The sequence below is a fragment of the Enterobacter sp. ECC_219_Taxon_10 genome (assembly GCF_058354905.1).
Window position 1 is genome coordinate 3,380,337 of sequence record NZ_CM178005.1, and the last position, 20,199, is coordinate 3,400,535.

Sequence of the window (20,199 nt, forward strand, 5' to 3'; positions counted from 1 at the left end):
CGGCACAGGCGTTACTCAACGAACAAAGACTCGACAACGTTAATCCAGCCGTGCTCGCTGGCAACCTCTTTGCCGTTGAGCCAGCGGCGCAGCATGTTCAGCGCCATCATGGCGCACACCTCCTGACGCACCGCCAGGCTGTGGCGGGTGATGCTCATTTTCACCCGCAGCGCCCAGGTGCCTTCCGGCGTCGCCAGCGCGAAGTTGAGGTATTCCTCATCCAGCCCGCCGACAAACAGCGCCAGACCGGCAAAATGCTTCACCCTTCTCTCGGAAGCCCAGCGGGCGGTTTGCGCCAGGGTCTCCTGCTGGAACGGCACCACTTCGCTGGCGAGCAGCGGCGCGTTGACGCGCGACAGCTGCAGCGCCAGCAGGCCACCGGTGAACTGCTCGCTTAGGGTCACGCTGAGCTGGCGAGTCTGGAGATGTTTTGCAATCTGAACGGGTAACCCTTCCGTCCCTTCAAAAATCAGGCTTTCGCCCGCCACGCGCTGCACCTCGGGCCACAGGGCCAGCATCGCCTCTTTCTGCGCAGCGGGTCCTGTTAATTTGAGTTCAATGATCGGCATAGAGGAGCGATAGCCCATGGACACGCCCGGCGGCAACGGGAGGAGATCGAGGCTCTGGGCCAGATCGCTTTCCGAGCGGCCAAAGGTCGTCAGGCGCAGGCACAGAGGAGGTTCTGGCAGGGTAAAACGAGCGCGAAGGCGCGGCAGGATCTGCTGTTCGACCATCACCTTAAATTCGGAAGGTACGCCCGGCGTGAAGAACATCAGGCAGCGGTTCAGCTGCATGGCGAACCCGCATGCGGTACCGACCGGGTTATCAACCAGCTCGGCGCTGGCGGGAATTTCAGCCTGTTTGCGGTTGCTGGGGGCCATGACGCGGCCACGTTCGGAGAAGAAGCGCTCCATCTGCGAAAGCCACGCCTCGTGCAGCACCAGCCCTTCGCCTTTTGCGGTCGCGGCGGCCAGCGCGCTGAGATCGTCACCGGTGGGGCCAAGCCCGCCGTTCACGATCAGCACGTCGCACTGTTCGCTGCGCTCGCGCAGAATAGCGACCAGCGACTCAAGATTGTCGCCCACGGTATTGCGGCGCGTTAACGGTAATCCTTGCTCAAAGAAAAGATCGGCAAGCCAGGCAGCATTGGTATCGATAATCTGTCCATGCAGCACTTCGTCGCCGGTGGATAACATCTCCACGTTAATCATTGTGTTCTCCCGCTTATTTGGTCAAAACACTATAGCGCAAACGTGGGAGGGAGATGAGAGAAACTGGCGCGACGGAACGCCGCGCCGGAACGATTAGAAGCCTGCGCTCACGCCCACATACGGGCCATCAGCCAGCGCGTTATCGCGGTTACCGTCTTTACCGGCCAGGTTCAGATAACGATAACCCGCTTCGAGGGTAATCGGACGCATGATGGTCCAGCGCGCGCCGGCGTTGGCTTCTTCATAGCTGTCGATGCCGCTGGAGAGAGAGTCCGGAGAGTAGTAGTACTCACCAAACAGGCCAAAGCTGTCGCCAATTTTCCACTGCAGGCCGCCGCCCACAGCCGCCGCATACCCTTCATCACCGTCGTTCGGGTTGGTATAGATACCTTTACCACCCACGGTGGCCAGGAATGGGCCAAGAGGAATGTTCAGACCGAGGCCGAGGCTGGCCGCATCGCCGTCGTCGTCGTTGTGGGTCCAGCCGCCGGTCATCGCCAGACCGGAGGTTTCAGTACCCATGCCAAAACCGAGGTGGGTATAGTCCTGACCCGCCGAACCATTAACACTAATGGCGTTAGCCGCCGCAGATACAACCATCAGGCCGAGGCCCAGTAATGCCACTTTTTTCATTGTCGCGATCCCGCATAATTATTATAGAGAAGTCCCAAAACCGCGAGATTTTAACCTGAGTCTCCCGGGGATCAAGCACTCTGCGTGCGGCGGACAGGAAGATTGTAACGATTTGAAACCTGCGGCTTTTTTACGTAAGCAGCAGAAAGCGCATTTTGACGCACAGGCCGCCCAGCGTTCCGCTGCGGGTCAGCTGCAAATGGCTGCGGTGAAGCCGGGCGATGTCCCCCGCCAGCGCCAGTCCAATCCCGGAACCAGAGGCGTCCCCGACGTTGTCCAGCCGGTGGAACGGCAGCATCGCCTGGTAGATCTGATCCTCTTCGATGCCGGGTCCGCTGTCCTCAACGCTCAGCTCAACGGCACCGCCGCCCACGTGCAGGAAAACGGTCACGGTCCCGCCAGCAGGCGTATATTTAATCGCGTTCTCCAGCAGGTTGGCGCACAGCTCACCCAGCAGAACGTCATCGCCTTCGATCATCACCGGCTGCTGTACACCGTCATACCCTAAATCGATCGCCTTGCTCCGCGCCTGTGCCAGCCGGGAGAAGCAGCAGTTCTGCACCACCTGAACCAGATCCACGGGCGTAAACTGACGCTCCCCCTGCTCTTTGCCCTTCACCGCTGAAAGCTGCAACAGCCGCTCGGTGAGCACGATAGTGTCGTCCAGGGTGGCATTCATTGCCCGCAGGCTCTCCTGCCACAGAGCAGGATCCTGGCGAGTGAGGGCGACGGAGACCTGCGTTTTAAGCACCGCCAGCGGGGTTTTGAGCTGGTGCGACGCATCCGCGTTAAAGCGTTCCTGCCGCGAAAGCACGCCGCGCAACCTGTCGATATAGCGGTTAAAGGCAACAATCAGCAGCCGGGTCTCCGACCAGGGCAGCAGCTCCGGCAGGGGCGCGAGCAGGCCCGGTTCGCGCCGCACCATCAGAGACGAAAGCTGGCGCATTGGGCGCAGCACGCGGCGCAGCAGCCACGCGGTCAGCACCAGCGTCAGCAGCACCAGCAGCCCCTGCGAGACCCAGGATGAAAAGAGCAGCTGGCTGGCAAGATAGCGGCGGGACTGGAGCGTCTCCGCGACGTAAATCTCCGCCATGCCAAAAATATTATCTTCATTTACGGGCTGCAGCAGACGCGCCACCCGAATCGCCTGGCCGCGATATTCAGTGTGGTAAAACCACGCCAGCGCCGGGTAGAGGGTGGTGCGCGACGTCGCAGGCGGCATCTTCGGCAGATCGTCATAGCCGGAGATCACCCGGCCGTCGGGGTCGACCACCTTATAGTAGAGCCGGTCGTTCATGTTGAGCTCAAAGCTGTCGAGCACCACCCAGGGCACGTCCACCGCCAGCCTGCCGTTGTGCACCTCCAGCCGCTCTGAGATGGTGCGGGCAGAAGATAACAGCGTGCGGTCGTAAGCCTGCGTGGCCGCCTGCAGCGCGCTGACGTAGCTGTTAAAGGCCGACAATCCCCACAGCAGCAGCAGCGGCAGGCCAAGGAAAAGCAGCAGCTGCAGGTAGAGCGACTGCGGCTTAACCCACCTCATCGCCGCACTCCAGCACGTACCCAAGCCCCCGCAGGGTGGTGATCCGCACGCCGCTGCCGGTCAGCTTCTTACGCAGCCGGTGAATATAAAGATCGATGCTTTCAGGGCTGACGTCGTCGTTCAGGCTGAACACCTGGTCGAAAAGCTGCTGCCGTGAAACCGGACGGGTCCGGCGGTGCATCAGCACCTTCAGCAGGGAGAGCTCCCGCGGCGTCAGGGAAAGCGGTTCATCGCGCAGCAGGAAAAAGCCCTCGTCGTCATACTCCAGCTCCCCAAGGCGCTGGCGCTCCTGCGTCCGCCCCTCGCTTCGGCGCAACAGGGCGCGCAGACGTGCGTCAAGCTCCTCCAGCTCAAACGGTTTTGGCAGATAGTCGTCTGCGCCAGCGTTCAGTCCCTTCACCCGATCCGCCACGTTGCTGCGGGCGGTAAGAAACAGCACCGGCAGCGTCTGCCCCCGTTTTCTGAGGCGATGGACCACTTCGAGACCGTCAAAACCGGGCATGCCGATGTCCAGAATAGCAACCGCGTAATTTTCACCCTGCAGCAGATGGTCGGCGGCGCGCCCGTCGGAGACGCAGTCCACGGCAAAGCCTTCCTGCACCAGCGCTTTCTCCAGCCAGTGAGCCAGCTCACGATTATCTTCTGCCAGTAAGAGACGCATGTCACATCCTGTAAAGTTGGTGCCCCATTGAAAGGGAAATGAAAGGTTATTGTTTTAACAATCACGCAACGGAACCGCTACAAGGTGGTTCACATAATCAGAAAAAAGACCCATACCCGTACCCCGGCGTGAGGATAAACGATGAAAAAACAATTACTTTCTACCCTTGCTGCAAGCGTATTGCTGTTGAGTACCTCTGTCGTTCAGGCCCAGGACGCTCCGTCCCGTACCGAATGTATCGCCCCGGCCAAGCCGGGCGGCGGCTTCGATCTCACCTGCAAACTGATTCAGGTCAGCCTGCTGGAGACGAAGGCCATCGAGAAACCGATGCGCGTCACCTACATGCCCGGCGGCGTGGGCGCGGTGGCCTATAACGCCATCGTCGCACAACGACCCGCAGAAGCGGGAACGGTGGTGGCCTTCTCCGGCGGCTCGCTGCTGAACCTGTCGCAGGGCAAGTTTGGCCGCTACGGCGTGGACGACGTGCGCTGGCTGGCGACCGTCGGCACCGACTACGGGATGATTGCCGTACGTGCCGATTCCCCGTGGAAATCCCTGAAAGATCTGCTGACCGCTATGGAAAAAGATCCGAACAGCGTGGTGATTGGCGCAGGGGCGTCTATCGGGAGCCAGGACTGGATGAAAGCGGCCCTTCTCGCCCAGCAGGCAAAGGTTGACCCGCACAAGATGCGCTACGTGGCCTTTGAAGGCGGCGGCGAACCGGTCACGGCGCTGATGGGCAACCACGTTCAGGCCGTTTCCGGCGATCTCAGCGAGATGGTGCCGTACCTGAGCGGGGATAAAATCCGCGTGCTGGCGGTCTTCTCAGAAAACCGACTGCCGGGGCAGCTGGCGAACGTCCCGACCGCCAAAGAGCAGGGTTATAACCTGGTCTGGCCAATCATCCGCGGGTTCTTCGTCGGGCCAAAAGTGACCGATGCCGAGTACCAGTGGTGGGTCGACGCGTTCAACAAACTTCAGCAGACCGAAGAGTTTAAGAAACAGCGTGATCTGCGCGGGCTGTTTGAGTTTAACCTGACCGGTAAGCCGCTTGATGAGTACGTGAAAAAACAGGTGAATGACTACCGCGAGCAGGCGAAAGCCTTTGGCCTGGCGAAATAAGCGGAGGCGCTATGAGCGATCGTATTTTTGCCGGGATATGGCTGCTGCTCTGCGTTGGCGGGATGTTTGTCGCCTGGCAGATCCACAGCGAGTACAGCTATGAACCCGTGGGGCCCCGCCCCTTCCCGATGGGCATCGTCGGCCTGATGCTGCTCTGCTCGGTGGCGCTGCTGCTTCGCCACCCGGATACCGTCGAGTGGCCGCCGCGTCGCATTCTGCAGCGTCTGCTGGTGATGGTGATCGTGCTGCTGATGTATGCCTGGGGCTTTGAGTGGCTCGGCTTCCCGGTGGCAACCGCTATCCTGACGATGGTCATCGGCATGCTGTTTAACGCCACTCTCCCCGCTGCGGGGATCTCTGGCGTGGTGATGGGGATTTTACTGTGGTACGCCTTTGACCGCCTGCTGGACGTGACGTTACCGCTCGGCGCCTGGCTTAATTAACGGAGCACGCTATGGATACCTGGATTTACCTCTCGCAGGGGTTCGCCGTGGCGATGACCCCGGAAAACCTGGTGATCGCCCTGATAGGCTGTTTCGTGGGGACGATTGTCGGCCTGCTGCCGGGCCTTGGGCCGATCAACGGCGTGGCGATTTTACTCCCGCTGGCGTTTGCCCTGCATCTGCCTGCGGAGTCGGCGCTGATCCTGCTGGCAACGGTCTATATCGGCTGTGAATATGGCGGACGCATTTCGTCAATCCTGCTTAACGTTCCGGGGGATGCGGCGGCGATCATGACCGCGCTGGACGGCTACCCGATGGCGCGGCAGGGACGCGGCGGCGTGGCGCTCTCCATCTCTGCGGTCAGTTCATTCTTTGGCTCAATGATTGCCATTGGCGGCATCATTCTGTTTGCGCCTGCGCTGGCCCAGTGGTCGCTGGCGTTTGGTCCGGCAGAATATTTTGCCCTCATGGTGTTCGCCATTGCCTGCCTCGGCAGCATGATGGCGCAAAATCCGCTGAAGTCGTTTTTGTCCGCGCTGATTGGCTTAGGGTTAGCCACCGTCGGCGTGGATGCTAACACCGGGGTTTATCGCTTTACCTTCGACAGCGTTCACCTGTCCGACGGCGTGCAGTTCATCGTGGTCGTGATCGGCCTGTTCTCTGTGTCTGAGATCTTACTGATGCTGGAACATACCAGCAGCGGGCAGACGCTGGTGCGCAAAACCGGCCGGATGCTCTTTAGCGCTAAAGAGGGCGCGCAGTGCATCGGCGCCACGCTGCGCTCGTCGGTGATTGGCTTCTTCGTCGGCATCCTGCCGGGCGCCGGGGCCACTATCGCCAGTGCCATCACCTACATGACCGAGAAGAAGCTCAGCGGCAACAGCGACAGCTTTGGTAAAGGTGATATTCGCGGCGTCGCCGCGCCTGAGGCGGCTAATAACGCCTCGGCCTGCGGCTCGTTTATCCCGATGCTGACCCTGGGCGTGCCGGGTTCCGGCACCACGGCGGTGATGATGGGCGCGCTGACGCTCTACAACATCACGCCCGGCCCGGCGATGTTTACCGAGCAGCCCGATATTGTCTGGGGGCTGATTGCCGCACTGCTGATCGCTAACGTGATGCTGCTGGTGATGAATATCCCACTGATTGGGCTGTTCACCCGCATGCTGACCATTCCCCTGTGGTTCCTGGTGCCCGCCATTGCCGCCGTCTCTGCGGTGGGGGTGTACGCGGTTCACAGCACCACGTTTGACCTGGTGCTGATGGTGGTCCTGGGCGTGTTCGGCTACATCTTGCGAAAAATGCACTTCCCGATGTCACCACTGATTTTGGGCTTTGTGCTGGGTGAGATGCTGGAGCAGAACCTGCGCCGTGCCCTGTCCATCAGCAACGGCAATGTGTCGATACTGTGGGACAGCAGCGTCGCGAAGGTTCTGTTAGCGCTGGCAGTAATGGTGATTGTGGTGCCGCCGGTGTTGCGCCTGCTGCGTCGTCGCCAGCGCAAACCGGAGCCGGATATCGGCTAACTACACGGACAGCTGGGCATTCACCCACTGTTTTAACGCCTGGCGGGAGATCTTAATCCCGCCATTTTTTAGCTCAGCCGGCAGCGCCAGCCAGTGAACAGGCTGCTCAAAGCGTGCCAGCCTGCCCTGTACCCAGGCCGGGAGACGGGTGATATCCGTTCCCGGCTCGCACTCCACCACCGCTACCGGGCGCTGTCCAAACTCGGCGTCATCCAGCGGGACGATAAACACCTGGTTAATCTGCGGGTGCGCGGCGATAACGCGCTCCAGCGATTCCGGCTGGATCCCCTCTCCTCCGCTGAAAAAGAGGTTGTCCATTCGGCCTAAAATCGTCAGACGGTCGCCATGCCATTCCCCGCGATCGCGGGTGGCGAACCAGCCCTGCGCGTTGGTCAGCGGAATTAGCGCGCCGTCCCGCCAGTAGCCGGAAGCCATGCTTTGCGCTTTGATCCAGACTTCACCGTTAACGACCTGCACCTCTCTGCCCGGCAGCACACAGCCCACATCCGGATCGCCGTCAGCCTCTTTTGCGCAAACGGTAGAGGCAAACTCGGTCAGGCCGTAGCCGCAGTACGTCCGAATCCCCTGCTCCCGGGCCTTTTGGGTTAGCGTCACGGGAATGGCCGCCCCGCCAAGCAAAACCGCTTTCAATGCGATGTGGCTTTCGCTATTCAGCAGACGCCAGAGCTGGGTCGGCACCAGCGAGGCGTGGGTGCAGCCGCGCAGCGCCTGCTCCAGCGGCTGCTTCTCGCGCACGGTTAAGCGCGCACCGGCCTGAAGCCAGCGCCATAAAATCCCCTGGCCGGAAACGTGAAACAGCGGCAGCGAAAGCAGCCAGTCGTCGTTATCTCCGTAAGGCATCAGCGACAGCACGCCGCGAGCGCTGGTAAGATGGGCGTCGCAGGTATGCACCGCCGCCTTCGGCAGCCCGGTGGATCCGGAAGTCAGCGTCATGGAGGCCAGCCGCGTCGGTTGCCACGCAGCGCAGTACGTATCCGCTGGCTCGCGCATGCTCAGGGCATGAAGACCGTCGTAGCGGCCGTCCAGCACCAGCGCAAAGCGCAGCGTCATCTGCGGGATCAGCACGTCAAGCAGCGGACGCGGCAGCTGCGGATTAACGGGAAGAATACGCGCCCCGCACTGCAGCAGCGCCAGCCATGCCAGCAGCGTTTGCGGGTGGTTATAGGCCAGCAACAGTACGCCGTCGCCCTCCTCCACCCCCTGCTGATGAAAGCCTGCCGCAAGGCGGTCGACGCGCGCGCACAACTGGCGCCAGGAGAGCGCTTCGTCATTCAGCCTCAGGGCCGGTTTATCGGCAAAACGCGCGCACCAGTGCCGCCAGGGCCAGTCGGTAAAGCTCATAGCAACGGCTCCAGCGCCTCTGCGTCGAGGCACGGCAGCGCGCTGTCCGGCCACGTGCGGATAAGCTGCGCCTGCATCAGATTAAGCGTGTCGAGGCCAGGAACCGTGTCCGGCGTTAGCCAGGCGGCAATGCGCGCCAGCTGACTCAGCCCAAGGCTGGACTCAATCGACGAGCTGATCACCGCCGTCAGCCCCAGCGCGTGCGCCGCCGCGACCTGCTCGCGCACCTTCGCCAGGCTGCCGGTCAACGTTGGCTTAATCACCACCGCGCTGACGCCGGGCTCGGCGACAAATTCAAAATCGTCCTCGCGCAGGCTTTCATCCCAGGCGATAGCAATCCCCGTGTCGCGGGCAAAGGCGCGCGAATCATCGCGGGTTTTGCACGGTTCTTCGAGGAAGGCAATGCGGCTGCGGTACGCCGGGTTGACGTACTTCGCGAACTGCTGCGCCTTAAGCGGCGTCCAGGCGCGGTTGGCATCCAGACGCAGGTGCAGATCGGGGATTGCTTCCAGCAGCAGGTTAGCGACCATTCCGTCGCGCACCGCTTCGTAGAGACCGACTTTAATTTTCGCCACTTTCTCTCCCGGCATGGCGGAGAGCTGCGCGAAAAGCTCGTCCGGATCTCCCGTGCAGAGCGGTGCCGCGCGGTAATTAGCCTCTTTCGGCAGGCTGCCGTCCAGCTCCGCCAGCGCACAGCTGATACCAAACGCTGCGGAAGGCGCGTCCGGCAACGCCAGGTTTGTGCCATCACGCCACGCCTTTGCCCACGCCAACAGCGCAGCCTGCGCGTCATCCAGCGACTCCAGGCTAAAGCCCGGCAGAGGCGAAATCTCGCCCCAGCCTTCCCGCTCGTCCTGCTGCAGATGAACGAAGAAGCCGTCACGGGTTTTTAACCGCCGTTCACGCAGCACCACGCCCGCGTCCATCGGTATCTGCCAGCGATAAACCTGCGCGCGACGCATTACGGGTTCCGTTTGTATTTGCTGAAGTCCGGCTGGCGTTTTTCGTTAAACGCGTTGCGTCCTTCCTGACCCTCTTCGGTCATGTAGAACAGCATGGTGGCGTTGCCCGCCAGCTCCTGCAGGCCCGCCTGACCGTCACAGTCGGCGTTGAGCGCGGCCTTCAGGCAGCGCAGCGCCATCGGGCTGTTTTGCAGCATTTCGCGGCACCAGCGCACGGTCTCTTTTTCGAGATCGGCAATCGGCACCACGGTATTGACCAGGCCCATATCCAGCGCTTCCTGAGCGTTGTACTGACGGCACAGGAACCAGATTTCGCGGGCTTTTTTCTGCCCGACGATGCGCGCCATATAGGACGCGCCCCAGCCGCCGTCGAAAGAGCCCACTTTCGGGCCGGTCTGGCCGAAGATGGCGTTTTCCGCGGCGATAGTCAGGTCGCACATCATGTGCAGCACGTGGCCGCCGCCGATGGAGTAGCCCGCCACCATCGCCACCACCGGTTTCGGACAGGTGCGGATCTGGCGCTGGAAATCGAGCACGTTCAGGTGGTGCGTACCCGCATCGTCCTGATATCCGCCGTAGTCGCCACGCACTTTCTGATCGCCACCGGAGCAGAAGGCTTTCTCACCTTCGCCGGTCAGCACAATCACGCCGATGCTGTCGTCGTAGCGGGCATCCGCCAGGGCCTGAATCATCTCTTTGACGGTCAGCGGACGGAAGGCGTTACGCACCTGCGGACGGTTGATGGTGATTTTGGCAATGCCGTCGGTGGATTTGTGGTAACGAATGTCGGTGTAGCCTTCGGAGCAGTCCTGCCATTCAACCGGGGCGTAAAGCATGTTTTCATCAGGATAGATCATAGAGTGTCCTTTATTCGAAGACGCAGTATCTGAGCCAGACTCGCGGCAACCGCGTCGGGGTTTTCCCGGTGGGCGTTGTGTCCGGCGTTGGGAATCACATGACGAACGGCGTCCAGCTCAGCGGCCAGGGCCGCGAACTTCTTATCCCGTTCACCATAGAGATAGTCAAAAGGGAAATTGCATACGCTAATCGCGGCACGCAAATCGGGCTGCACGGCCAGCGATGTTGCGTCGAGCATCTTCGCCAGCGTCGCGCCGTTGTTCTGGCTGCGCAGGGTAACAAGCGCCTTGCGCTGGTCGTCTGTGAGGGAGGCAAACACGGGCTGTTGATACCAGTCGGTAAAAACCGTTTCCAGCGGTTCGGTGCGAAAACGCGTTGCCCAGCGATGGTCGGATAACCGCCGCGCAGTGCGCTCGTTCTGATCCTGCAGGCCCGGATGCCCACCTTCAACAATCACCCCATGCAGCCCCTTCGGCTGCTGACAGGCATGAAACATCGCAATGCGGCCACCGAGGGAGTACCCCACCAGCCAGAAGTTTAGTATGTTGTAACTAAGAAAGGTTCGGGTGAGCAAATGACTCATCTCGTCGAACCCCGTCACGGTTATCTCCCCTGACTCACCGTGGCCCGGCAGGTCAAGATAGAGCCGGGGATACTCGCTGAGCGTCTTCCCGACATTCTGCCACTCGCGGCAGTCGCCGGAAAAACCGTGCAAAAAGACCAGCCAGGGATAGCCAGGTTTTCCGGCCTGTTGCACGCCCGAGAGGATCACAGCTGGCTCACCTGCGCCAGCAGGCTTTGCAGGGTCTGCGCGCCGTCGGCCTCGTTCACCACCAGCTCAATCAGCGTCGCGCCCGGCTGCTTCCAGGCGGTGCTTAACGCCGCATCCAGCTGTTCCCAGCTTTCCGGACGATGGTATTTCAGGCTAAACATCGCCGCGGCGTGTTCAAACTGCACGTTCTGCGGCATCAGATAGAAACGCTCGCGCTCGCTCTGGGGCGTCGGTAACAGGGAGAAGATCTGCCCGCCGTTATTATTGACTACAATCAGCACAAACGGTGCGGATGCCTGACGCAGCAGCGCCAGCGCGTTGAGATCGTAGAGCGCGGAAAGATCGCCCACGATCGCCAGCGTCGATTTCGCGCTGGCGCGCTGCACGCCTGCCGCCGTCGAGATCAGCCCGTCGATGCCGCTGGCGCCACGGTTGCTGTATACCGGATAGCCCGCCGGCAGCTTCGAAAAGGCGTCAATCAGCCGCACGACGAGGCTGTTGCCGACAAACAGCTGGCCCTGTTCAGGCAGGCACTGGCGAATACGGTGCGCCAGCCCGGCTTCGCTGAATGCCTCACAGCGCGCTTTGGTGATTTCCCACGCCTGACGCGACAGCTCCGGGATCGCCACCGCCCAGGGCTGACGTTTTTCCGCCGGGTGCAGTTCCAGCCAGCTGTCAATTTCGCTCACCAGACGACGGCCGCGATGGTGCGCCGGGTCGAGCCGCCCTTCCAGCGCGTCCACCACCCAGTACTCTTCAGGCGTGCAGGTCGCCTGCCACTGCAGCAGACGTTTGCCGGTAAGGCTTGCGCCGATCTGGACCACAATCTGCGCCTGTGAAAGCTCAGTAACCGCTTTCGCGTTACCCAGCCAGAGATCGGCGCACGGCAGCGGCTGACCGGTCTGGGAAAGCACGTCGCCAATCAGCGGCCAGCCAAGGGTTTGCGCCCATTCGGCGACCCGCCTGCCTTCGGCGGCGCTCATGCGCCCGGCGATAACCACGCCGCGCTTCTGCCGCCAGAAGAACCAGTCGCGCTGCTTCGCGCTCTCAAGATGCGTCTGCTCGCGCAGCCACGGCTTTTCACTCTGCCACCAGTCGCCGAGTGACTGCTGCCAGTCAATACCGGTATCGTCCAGCTCCCCGTAAAGCGGTTCGGCAAACGGGCAATTGATATGCAGCGCCCCGCTGCGCAATGTTGCCATGGCGTGATCGACGGTGGAGACCAGCCAGCTTGCCGGAATATCCTGGGTAGGACGCGGTAACGAAACCGTCTGTGAGGGATGCGAAGAAAAAAGTCCCGGCTGGCGTATGGCCTGATTGGCGCCACAGTCGATTAGCTCAGGCGGGCGGTCGGCCGTCAGCAGGATCAGCTTTTCACCGGTTAACCCGGCTTCAATCAGTGCCGGATAGAGGTTCGCCACGGCGGTACCGGAGGTGACGATCACCGCCACGGGTTCTTTGCTAACCTTCGCCAGCCCGAGCGCGAGATGGCCAAGGCCGCGTTCGTCAAAATGGGTGTGGTGAATCAACGCCCGGTTTTCAGAGGCTGCCAGCGTCAGCGGCGTTGAACGAGAACCCGGTGCAATACACACGTGCCTGACGCCATGGCGCGTCAGGGCTTCAAGGATCACCGCCGCCCAGCGTCGGTTAAAAGAACTTACTGACATGAGATTGTCCGGTATCAAGAATGCGACACAGTATAAATAATAGAAAAAATTGGAATTTTGATATGAATCGGGATTGCGCGAATCTGTATTAATCCCTTAGGAGCAGAGAGCGCAATCCGGCGGCTTTGTTTTCGATCTCCTGCCACTCCTGCTCCGGGTCAGACCCGCTGACAATGCCGGCGCCGGCGTAGAGCCGCAGGGCGTCTTCCCGGACGCGCGCCGAGCGCAGCGCCACGCAGAACTCGCTTTGCTCGGGGGATAAATACCCGGCTGAACCGGCGTACCACTCGCGGTTAAAGGGTTCTACGTGCTGTATAAACTCACGAGCAGGCTGTCGCGGTAGCCCGGCTACCGCCGCCGTCGGCTGGAGCACGTGCAGGCACAACTCATCGTCGGCCTGCTTAAGCTCGGTCCAGATACAGCGGCGTAAGTGCTGCACTTTGCGCAGGCGGACGACCTGAGCCGGCAACACCTCCAGCGTCTGCGTGTGGTGCTGAAGACGCTGGCATATATCCTCCACCACCAGCATATTTTCGCGCTGGTTTTTATCGTCATTCAGCAGCCACTCGCCGAGACGCTGCGCCTGCTTATCGTCAGTATGGCTGGCAACGGTGCCCGCCAGTGCTTCGGTGCGCAGCAGCTTGCCGCGTCGCCGCCAGAGACGCTCTGGCGTGGAGCCGAGAAACGCATTGCTGGCGTCGAATATCATGCAAAAATGATAGCAGTTTAAATTCAGGGCGCGGCTGGCGGCCATCAGCGCGACGGGGTTAACGCGCTGTTTACACTGCAAATCGGTTGCGCGGGCGAGAACCACCTTTTCGAAATCACCGCGTGCAATCGTCTCTGTCGCTTTGCCGATAAGGCTAAGCCATTGCGGTTTTTCCGGATGATGGGTTTCGCGCTCAACCTGCACGGAGAGCGGACGGATGGGTTTTGCGGGAAGGAGTTGCTGTAAGAACGCCCGCGCGGTGTCGGCATCGTCCTCAAGCGAGCTGTCGCTCCACAGCTGCAGGCGCAACGTGGCGTGGCCAGCGGTACGACGCCACAGCAGACGCGGTAAAAAGAGGCTGCCCTGCTCCGGGTTAAACGCGTTCAGGCCGCAGATACGGGTATCTTCAGGCGCGTGTTGTGCGCGCAAAAACTGCGAGGCTAACGCCAGAGAGGAGAATTGGGTAACCGCTCCCAGCGCGGCCAGCTCTTCATCGCCGTTACGCTGTTGCCAGTAAAACTGCGGATAGCACTGCTGCTCGCCCAGCCAGGCGAGGGGATCGAAGGCATCGTTTAACGGGAAAGAGACGTCGAATTGACGCAGGCCGGATGTTGCAGGTAACGCTTGCGCAAGCTGGGTACGCAGGTGCTCCAGCGCGAGGAAAATCGAATTCACGCGAACCTCTCCCTGTTAAAACCTCATATTATACGGGGTACCATAAGAAATATCAGTACCCACGTATAGGGAGTGGTTAAGCGCCTTAACGACGGGCCAGCAGCAGCCCCAGCACTAGCCCTACGGCTGCCCCCACCCCAATGCCCTGCCACGGTTTTTCATGGACGTAGTCATCGGCACGATAAACCGCTTTTTTGGCGCGGTAGTAATACGTATCAGACGCATGGCTGACGCGGTTTTTAACGTCGTGGAGCGCCTGCTCTGCACGGGCTTTCAGCTCGATATATTTCTGATCGGCAGGGTCGCCTGAGGAACGTAACACCTCTTCCAGCGTTTCGCTCAGTAAGGTCAGGTCGTCGTCGATACGGGTATCCCAGGATTGAAATGACATATTTTTCTCCATGTTAGTACACCAGTCCGCTAACTATAGACAACGACGCGCCATTACGCCTGTTTCGCTTCGCGCGCCATGCCGATGTGCGGAATACCGTCTTCGTCGTAGATGTCGGTGACCGGCATAAAACCGAAATGACCGTAGAAGGATTGCAGGTGTGCCTGCGCGCCCAGGTATAACGCCTTGTCCGGCCACTGTTTTTGGCATGCCTCCAGCGTTTTTTCCATCAGCAGATAGCCCAGCTTTTCACCGCGCGCGTTACCGCTGACGATAACCCGACCTATCGCGACGGGCTCGACATCGTCCTCGCTTTTCAGAATCCTCGCATACGCCACCAGCTCGTCATCCTTCCAGCCAAGGATATGGCGGTTTTCGCCAACGAGGTCATCGCCGTCGATGTCCTGATACGGGCAGGTCTGTTCAACCACAAACACTTCGCAGCGCAGTTTAAGCAGCGCATAGAGCGAATGAACGGTGAGCTCACTATGATGTAAATCTTGCCACTGGATCATCTCTTTCTCCTTCCTGGGGTTCATCACGTTATACTAAACCCCTCCCCGTTCGGCAAAGGGCTGATTGCGTTATGGAACTGATTTTTCTGGGTACGTCCGCTGGCGTGCCAACCCGCTCACGAAACGTGACGGCAATTCTGCTGGATCTTAAGCATCCCACCCGCGGCGGGCTGTGGCTGTTTGACTGCGGTGAGGGGACGCAGCATCAGCTGTTACATACCTCGTATCACCCCGGCAAGCTGGACAAAATTTTTATTACTCATCTTCATGGCGACCATCTGTTTGGCCTTCCCGGCCTGCTGTGCAGCCGCTCTATGGCCGGTAACGCCAACCCGCTGACGATTTACGGACCTGCGGGTATTCGTGAATTTGTTGAAACCACGCTGCGCCTGAGCGGGTCGTGGACCGATTATCCGCTGGAGGTGGTTGAGATTACGGAAGGCCTGGTATTCGATGACGGAGATTATCGGGTTAGTGCTCAACCGCTCAATCATCCTGTGGAATGCTATGGCTACCGTGTTGAAGCGCATGACAAACCCGGCGCGCTTGATGCCGCCGCGCTGATGGCCGACGGCGTAAAACCCGGGCCGCTGTTCCAGCGACTCAAACAGGGCGAGACCGTCACGCTGGAGGACGGACGCGTCATCAACGGCCAGGATTATCTCTCCGCACCGCAACCAGGCAAAAAACTGGCGATTTTTGGCGATACGGCCCCCTGCCCGACGGCGCTCACGCTTGCCCAGGACGTGGACGTGATGGTGCACGAAGCCACGCTGGAGACGGCGATGGAAGAGAAAGCCAACGGCCGCGGCCACAGCTCAACGCGTCAGGCGGCGCAGCTTGCCCGTGATGCGGGTGTAGGGAGACTGATCGTCACTCATGTTAGCTCCCGCTACGACGCGCGGGGGTGCGCAAGCCTGCTGGCAGAGTGCCTGGCGGTGTTCCCGGCGTGCGAGCTGGCCGAAGATTTCGCTAAGGTCAGCGTTTAGCCCTTCATTTTTCTCTCAGAATGCCGATAACGATTAAAAGGTCAGCATTTCTCTCGAGGGTAGAATGGATAATTTCCAGAAAGATATTGATGACAGGGCGAATCTCACCCTGTCGAACCGTTTTGAACTGTTGCTGTTCCGTCTTGGCACCTCTCTGAACGAAAATAAATCCGAGCTGTTTGGCATTAACGTTTTTAAGCTGCGTGAAATTGTGCCGATGCCGGAATTCACAAAACCCGCCGGGATGAAATCACCGCTGATGGGGATGGTGAATATACGCGATCAGGTGATCCCGGTGATCGACCTGGCCGCCGTGGCGGGCTGTAAGCCCACCACCGGGCTGAACATCCTGCTGATCACCGAATACGCTCGCAGCGTGCAGGCCTTTGCCGTGGAATCAGTTGAGAACATCATGCGTCTGGACTGGAAGCAGGTGCACGCGGCGGAAACCGCCGTCAGCGGCCGCTATATCACCAGCATTGCCTGCCTCGATGAGAAAACGGATACCAACGATCTGGCGATGGTGCTTGACGTTGAGCAGATCCTGTATGACATCACCCCGGCCAATCACGATCTGCACGCGACCAATCTCAAGACTACCAAATTCAACATCAAACCGGGTTCGGTCGCCATTGTGGCGGAAGATTCCAAAGTAGCGCGTTCGATGCTGGAGAAAGGTCTGCAGGCGATGGAGATCCCGGCGCAGTTGCACATCACCGGTAAAGACGCGTGGGAGAAAATTGGTGTGCTGGCCGCTCAGGCGCAGGCTGAGGGTGTGCCGATCACAGACAAGATCGCCCTGGTGCTGACCGACCTCGAAATGCCGGAGATGGACGGATTTACGCTGACGCGCAAAATCAAAACCGACCCGGTCCTGAAGGATATTCCGGTGGTGATCCACTCGTCCCTTTCCGGCAACGCTAACGAAGATCATATTCGCAAGGTGAAGGCGGACGGGTATGTGGCGAAGTTTGAGCTGAACGAGCTGTCGTCGGTGATTGAAGAGGTGCTGGACCGCTCGATGAAGAAGATTGACGGGCCGTTGATTAGCAGGAAACAGCTGGCTTAAGTCCTGTGCGGGCTGGTGCCCTCACCCCATCCCTCTCCCACAGGGAGAGGGCGCAAACCATAAAAAACCCGCCGAGGCGGGTTTTTTGTTTTTACATTAATGGCATCGCTCGCTGCACAATATCAATCAGCGGCTGCGGATAGATACCGAAGATCAGCACCAGCAGCGCGGAGATGAGTACCACGATACCCCCGGCGCTGTACTGCCAGTTGGATGGCGCATCACGGTTGAGCTGCTGAGGCGCACTCAGATACAGGCTCACCGCCACGCGCAGGTAGTAGTAGAGGCCAATCGCGGAGCCAATCACCACGCCCGCAGTCAGCCACCACAGGTGTGCCTGCACACCAACGGCCAGCACGTAGAACTTACCGATAAAGCCCAGCGTCATTGGGATACCCGCCAGAGAGAGCATCATCACTGTCATCACCGCGGACAGGATCGGACGGTGCCAGAACAGACCACGGTAGGAGAACAGTGAATCGGCATCCGGGCCACGGTACGGGCTGGACATCAGGCTCACCACGCCGAAGGCGCCGAGGCTGCTGAACAGGTAACCTGCCAGATACACGCCCACGGCTTCCATTGACATCTCACCGCTCTGCAGCGCAATCAGCGCCACCAGCAGGTAGCCCAGATGAGAGATGGACGAGTAGCCCAGCAGACGCTTGATGTTGGTCTGGCTCAGCGCCATCAGGTTACCGAAGATGATGGAGACGAACGCGATAATGCCCAGCACCACGCGAACCGCTTCGCTGTCACCGACCGGCGCGTACAGGAACAGACGCATGACCACACCGAAGATAGCGATTTTGCTCGCCGTCGCCAGGAAGGTCGACACCGGCGCCGGAGCGCCCTGGTAGACGTCTGGCGTCCACAGGTGGAACGGAACCAGAGAGAGCTTGAAGCCGAGGCCAACGATCATCATACCCAGACCCGCCAGCAGCAGCGGCTCATGCAGCATGCCATCACCGAGGCTCTTGCCGAGCGCCATGAAGGAGAGGTTACCGGACTGTGCGTACAGCAGCGCGATACCAAACAGCAGGAACGAGGACGCAGCAGCAGACAGAATGGTGTACTTGATGCTCGCTTCCAGAGAACGCTTCTGGCGGAAGGCGTAACCAATCAGGCCGAACAGCGGCAGAGAGATCAGCTCAATACCGAGGAACAGCGCGGCCAGGTGGTTGGCATTCGCCAGCAGAATGCCGCCCAGCGCGGCAATCAGAACCAGCAGGTAAAACTCTTCTTTGTTGTCGTTGTAGCCTTCAAGCCACGGGTACGCAAAGGTACAGGTCGCCAGGCTCGCCAGCAGCACCAGACCGGTGTAAAGCATGGCATAGCCGTCAACGCGCATCAGCGGGGTGACGTCCATCGCCCCACCCTGGCCAACAAACCAGAGAGAGACTAACGCGGCGTTCAGTCCGATGACCGACAGCGTGGCATTCAGGAAGTGATTGCGTCGCCACGCAATGGAGAGCATCACAACCACCACCGTCAATCCGACGATCAGCAGCGGTAGCAGCGCGATCAGTTGTTGTGGAGTTATTGTCATGGCGAATTACGGCCTTGTAGTAGAAGCAGAATTAACAAACCACTGCTGGATGTTACCCATCGCGCTGTGCGAGGTATCCAGAATCGGCTGCGGGAAGAAGCCCAGCAGCACCAGCAGTACGACCAGCAGCAGGATGATGAACAGCTCGCGCAGCGACATCCCCGGCAGTTCTTGAGCAGCAATTTCGCTCTTCGCTTTACCGAAGTAAGCGCGGTGCAGCATCGCCAGCGAGTACACGGAAGCGAACACCAGACCAAAGGTGGAGATCACGGTAATCACCGGTACCACTTTGAAGCTGCCGAACAGAATCATAAATTCGCCGACGAAGTTACCGGTACCCGGCATCCCCAGGGTAGCCACCGCGAAGAACATGGACAGCGCTGGCAGCCACTTAATTTTGCTCCACAGACCGCCCATCATGCGCATGTCGCGGGTATGCAGACGTTCGTACAACTGGCCGCACAGGATGAAGAGGCCGGCTGCGGACAGACCGTGCGCAATCATCTGGATCACCGCGCCCTGGTACGCTAGTTGGCTGCCGGTGTAGATAGCAATCAGCACGAAGCCCATGTGGGAAACGGAGGTGTAGGCAATCAGACGCTTGATGTCGTACTGCGTGAAGGCCATCCACGCGCCGTAGAAGATTCCGATTACGCCCAGCCACATGGCGATTGGCGCGAACTCTGCGGAAGCATTCGGGAACAGCGGCAGTGCGAAGCGCAGCAGACCGTAGGCCGCCGTTTTCAGCAAGATGCCCGCCAGGTCAACAGAACCCGCCGTTGGTGCCTGAGAGTGCGCGTCTGGCAGCCAGCCGTGCAGCGGAACCACCGGCATTTTCACCGCGAAGGCGATGAAGAAGCCCAGCATCAGCAGGTATTCAACGCCGTGGGACATTGGCGTCTTCAGCAGATCTTCGTAGTTGAAGGTCCAGGTGCCGGTCGCGTTGTGGTGAACAAACACCAGCGCCAGAATCGCAATCAGCATCACCAGACCACTCGCCTGGGTATAGATGAAGAATTTGGTTGCCGCCGTGATACGCGTTTTACCGTCGGACGCCTTGTGGCCCCACAGCGCGATCAGGAAGTACATCGGCACCAGCATCATCTCCCAGAAGAAGAAGAACAGGAACATGTCGATGGCAAGGAACACGCCGATCACGCCGCCCAGGATCCACATCAGGTTCAGGTGGAAGAAGCCCTGGTATTTTTCGATTTCTCGCCAGGAGCAGAGTACCGCCAGAACGCCGAGCAGACCAGTCAGCACTACCATCAGCAGCGACAGACCGTCAATCGCCAGGTGGATGGTGATACCGAAACGCGGGATCCACGGCAGGATAAACTCAGACTGCCACTGCGGAATGCCCGCAGACTGGGTCAGTGAGTAACCGCCCTGCAACCACAGTTGCAGGCCAAGCGCGAGCGTCAATCCCATGGTGATCAGCGCGATCCAGCGCGGCATCTTCACGCCAAAGCGTTCAGTCTGCCAGCACAGGAAGCCGCCGATGAAGGGAATTAATATTAGCCAGGGTAGTAACATGGCGATTTA

The 20,199-nt window shown here is 59.9% G+C and carries 19 protein-coding genes; 5 read left to right on the top strand and 14 right to left on the bottom strand.

Annotated features, from left to right (window positions below; genetic code table 11):
• Nucleotides 1-11: 11 nt before the first annotated feature.
• From AC4ICF_RS16035 to tctD, 4 genes are all read right to left on the bottom strand, one after another.
• Complete coding sequence (locus tag AC4ICF_RS16035) at nt 12-1,211, bottom strand: nicotinamide mononucleotide deamidase-related protein YfaY (protein WP_116338602.1); 1,200 nt, start codon at nt 1,209-1,211, stop codon at nt 12-14.
• A 93-nt stretch (nt 1,212-1,304) separates the two neighbouring features.
• Nucleotides 1,305-1,844 (bottom strand): YfaZ family outer membrane protein, encoded by a 540-nt coding sequence (locus tag AC4ICF_RS16040; RefSeq protein WP_116338600.1) that lies wholly within the window; start codon nt 1,842-1,844, stop codon nt 1,305-1,307.
• Nucleotides 1,845-1,974: 130 nt separating this feature from the next.
• A complete protein-coding gene (locus AC4ICF_RS16045; protein ID WP_316379348.1) occupies nt 1,975-3,384 on the bottom strand; it encodes a sensor histidine kinase in 1,410 nt (469 codons plus the stop codon).
• Nucleotides 3,371-4,045 carry a transcriptional regulator TctD gene (gene tctD, locus AC4ICF_RS16050; protein WP_028013915.1) on the bottom strand — a complete coding sequence of 225 codons (675 nt, stop codon included), beginning with the start codon at nt 4,043-4,045 and terminating at the stop codon, nt 3,371-3,373. The genes AC4ICF_RS16045 and tctD overlap by 14 nt, the downstream gene beginning before the upstream one ends.
• A 141-nt stretch (nt 4,046-4,186) precedes the next feature.
• Here tctD and AC4ICF_RS16055 point away from each other — a divergent pair, with 141 nt between their 5' ends.
• From AC4ICF_RS16055 to AC4ICF_RS16065, 3 genes are read left to right on the top strand one after another with little or no spacing between them, the layout of a single operon-like run.
• A complete protein-coding gene (locus AC4ICF_RS16055) occupies nt 4,187-5,167 on the top strand; it encodes a Bug family tripartite tricarboxylate transporter substrate binding protein (RefSeq protein ID WP_047363034.1) in 981 nt (326 codons plus the stop codon).
• A gap of 11 nt (nt 5,168-5,178) precedes the next feature.
• On the top strand, nt 5,179-5,610 hold the full coding sequence (locus AC4ICF_RS16060; protein WP_014884622.1) for a tripartite tricarboxylate transporter TctB family protein: 432 nt from the start codon (nt 5,179-5,181) through the stop codon (nt 5,608-5,610).
• A gap of 11 nt (nt 5,611-5,621) precedes the next feature.
• Nucleotides 5,622-7,136: a tripartite tricarboxylate transporter permease gene (locus AC4ICF_RS16065; RefSeq protein ID WP_116338595.1), complete on the top strand. Its 1,515-nt coding sequence runs from the start codon at nt 5,622-5,624 to the stop codon at nt 7,134-7,136.
• Here AC4ICF_RS16065 and menE read toward each other — a convergent pair whose 3' ends face one another.
• From menE to AC4ICF_RS16105, 8 genes are all read right to left on the bottom strand, one after another.
• Complete coding sequence (gene menE, locus AC4ICF_RS16070) at nt 7,137-8,498, bottom strand: o-succinylbenzoate--CoA ligase (protein ID WP_316379345.1); 1,362 nt, start codon at nt 8,496-8,498, stop codon at nt 7,137-7,139.
• The gene (gene menC / locus AC4ICF_RS16075; RefSeq protein ID WP_316379343.1) at nt 8,495-9,460 is read right to left on the bottom strand and encodes an o-succinylbenzoate synthase; all 966 of its coding nucleotides are present in this window, start codon (nt 9,458-9,460) and stop codon (nt 8,495-8,497) included. Before menC ends, menE begins: the two co-directional genes overlap by 4 nt.
• Nucleotides 9,460-10,317 carry a 1,4-dihydroxy-2-naphthoyl-CoA synthase gene (gene menB / locus AC4ICF_RS16080; protein ID WP_316379341.1) on the bottom strand — a complete coding sequence of 286 codons (858 nt, stop codon included), beginning with the start codon at nt 10,315-10,317 and terminating at the stop codon, nt 9,460-9,462. Before menB ends, menC begins: the two co-directional genes overlap by 1 nt.
• Nucleotides 10,314-11,090, bottom strand: coding sequence for a 2-succinyl-6-hydroxy-2,4-cyclohexadiene-1-carboxylate synthase (gene menH, locus AC4ICF_RS16085; RefSeq protein ID WP_316379340.1), 777 nt, complete (start codon nt 11,088-11,090; stop codon nt 10,314-10,316). Before menH ends, menB begins: the two co-directional genes overlap by 4 nt.
• Nucleotides 11,087-12,757, bottom strand: coding sequence for a 2-succinyl-5-enolpyruvyl-6-hydroxy-3-cyclohexene-1-carboxylic-acid synthase (menD, locus tag AC4ICF_RS16090; protein WP_316379338.1), 1,671 nt, complete (start codon nt 12,755-12,757; stop codon nt 11,087-11,089). The genes menH and menD overlap by 4 nt, the downstream gene beginning before the upstream one ends.
• A gap of 88 nt (nt 12,758-12,845) precedes the next feature.
• Nucleotides 12,846-14,141: an isochorismate synthase MenF gene (menF, locus tag AC4ICF_RS16095; protein WP_316379337.1), complete on the bottom strand. Its 1,296-nt coding sequence runs from the start codon at nt 14,139-14,141 to the stop codon at nt 12,846-12,848.
• A gap of 85 nt (nt 14,142-14,226) precedes the next feature.
• Complete coding sequence (gene elaB / locus AC4ICF_RS16100; RefSeq protein ID WP_028013924.1) at nt 14,227-14,532, bottom strand: stress response protein ElaB; 306 nt, start codon at nt 14,530-14,532, stop codon at nt 14,227-14,229.
• Between the two features lie 53 nt (nt 14,533-14,585).
• Nucleotides 14,586-15,047 (bottom strand): GNAT family N-acetyltransferase, encoded by a 462-nt coding sequence (locus tag AC4ICF_RS16105; protein ID WP_316379336.1) that lies wholly within the window; start codon nt 15,045-15,047, stop codon nt 14,586-14,588.
• A gap of 71 nt (nt 15,048-15,118) precedes the next feature.
• Here AC4ICF_RS16105 and rnz point away from each other — a divergent pair, with 71 nt between their 5' ends.
• Complete coding sequence (rnz, locus tag AC4ICF_RS16110) at nt 15,119-16,036, top strand: ribonuclease Z (protein ID WP_116338578.1); 918 nt, start codon at nt 15,119-15,121, stop codon at nt 16,034-16,036.
• 64 nt (nt 16,037-16,100) lie between these two features.
• Nucleotides 16,101-17,105, top strand: coding sequence for a chemotaxis protein (locus AC4ICF_RS16115; RefSeq protein WP_116338576.1), 1,005 nt, complete (start codon nt 16,101-16,103; stop codon nt 17,103-17,105).
• Between the two features lie 91 nt (nt 17,106-17,196).
• Here AC4ICF_RS16115 and nuoN read toward each other — a convergent pair whose 3' ends face one another.
• On the bottom strand, nt 17,197-18,654 hold the full coding sequence (nuoN, locus tag AC4ICF_RS16120; RefSeq protein ID WP_061097547.1) for an NADH-quinone oxidoreductase subunit NuoN: 1,458 nt from the start codon (nt 18,652-18,654) through the stop codon (nt 17,197-17,199).
• A gap of 6 nt (nt 18,655-18,660) precedes the next feature.
• On the bottom strand, nt 18,661-20,190 hold the full coding sequence (gene nuoM, locus AC4ICF_RS16125; RefSeq protein WP_023312532.1) for an NADH-quinone oxidoreductase subunit M: 1,530 nt from the start codon (nt 20,188-20,190) through the stop codon (nt 18,661-18,663).
• Between the last annotated feature and the right edge of the window lie 9 nt (nt 20,191-20,199).

Excerpts from the sequence above, each read along its gene's own strand:
- AC4ICF_RS16035 (WP_116338602.1), bottom strand. The coding sequence starts at position 1,211 with ATGATTAACGTGGAGATGTTATCCACCGGCGACGAAGTGCTGCATGGA.
- AC4ICF_RS16040 (WP_116338600.1), bottom strand. The coding sequence starts at position 1,844 with ATGAAAAAAGTGGCATTACTGGGCCTCGGCCTGATGGTTGTATCTGCG.
- AC4ICF_RS16045 (WP_316379348.1), bottom strand. The coding sequence starts at position 3,384 with ATGAGGTGGGTTAAGCCGCAGTCGCTCTACCTGCAGCTGCTGCTTTTC.
- tctD (WP_028013915.1), bottom strand. The coding sequence starts at position 4,045 with ATGCGTCTCTTACTGGCAGAAGATAATCGTGAGCTGGCTCACTGGCTG.
- AC4ICF_RS16055 (WP_047363034.1), top strand. The coding sequence starts at position 4,187 with ATGAAAAAACAATTACTTTCTACCCTTGCTGCAAGCGTATTGCTGTTG.
- AC4ICF_RS16060 (WP_014884622.1), top strand. The coding sequence starts at position 5,179 with ATGAGCGATCGTATTTTTGCCGGGATATGGCTGCTGCTCTGCGTTGGC.
- AC4ICF_RS16065 (WP_116338595.1), top strand. The coding sequence starts at position 5,622 with ATGGATACCTGGATTTACCTCTCGCAGGGGTTCGCCGTGGCGATGACC.
- menE (WP_316379345.1), bottom strand. The coding sequence starts at position 8,498 with ATGAGCTTTACCGACTGGCCCTGGCGGCACTGGTGCGCGCGTTTTGCC.
- menC (WP_316379343.1), bottom strand. The coding sequence starts at position 9,460 with ATGCGTCGCGCGCAGGTTTATCGCTGGCAGATACCGATGGACGCGGGC.
- menB (WP_316379341.1), bottom strand. The coding sequence starts at position 10,317 with ATGATCTATCCTGATGAAAACATGCTTTACGCCCCGGTTGAATGGCAG.
- menD (WP_316379338.1), bottom strand. The coding sequence starts at position 12,757 with ATGTCAGTAAGTTCTTTTAACCGACGCTGGGCGGCGGTGATCCTTGAA.
- elaB (WP_028013924.1), bottom strand. The coding sequence starts at position 14,532 with ATGTCATTTCAATCCTGGGATACCCGTATCGACGACGACCTGACCTTA.
- AC4ICF_RS16105 (WP_316379336.1), bottom strand. The coding sequence starts at position 15,047 with ATGATCCAGTGGCAAGATTTACATCATAGTGAGCTCACCGTTCATTCG.
- rnz (WP_116338578.1), top strand. The coding sequence starts at position 15,119 with ATGGAACTGATTTTTCTGGGTACGTCCGCTGGCGTGCCAACCCGCTCA.
- AC4ICF_RS16115 (WP_116338576.1), top strand. The coding sequence starts at position 16,101 with ATGGATAATTTCCAGAAAGATATTGATGACAGGGCGAATCTCACCCTG.
- nuoN (WP_061097547.1), bottom strand. The coding sequence starts at position 18,654 with ATGACAATAACTCCACAACAACTGATCGCGCTGCTACCGCTGCTGATC.
- nuoM (WP_023312532.1), bottom strand. The coding sequence starts at position 20,190 with ATGTTACTACCCTGGCTAATATTAATTCCCTTCATCGGCGGCTTCCTG.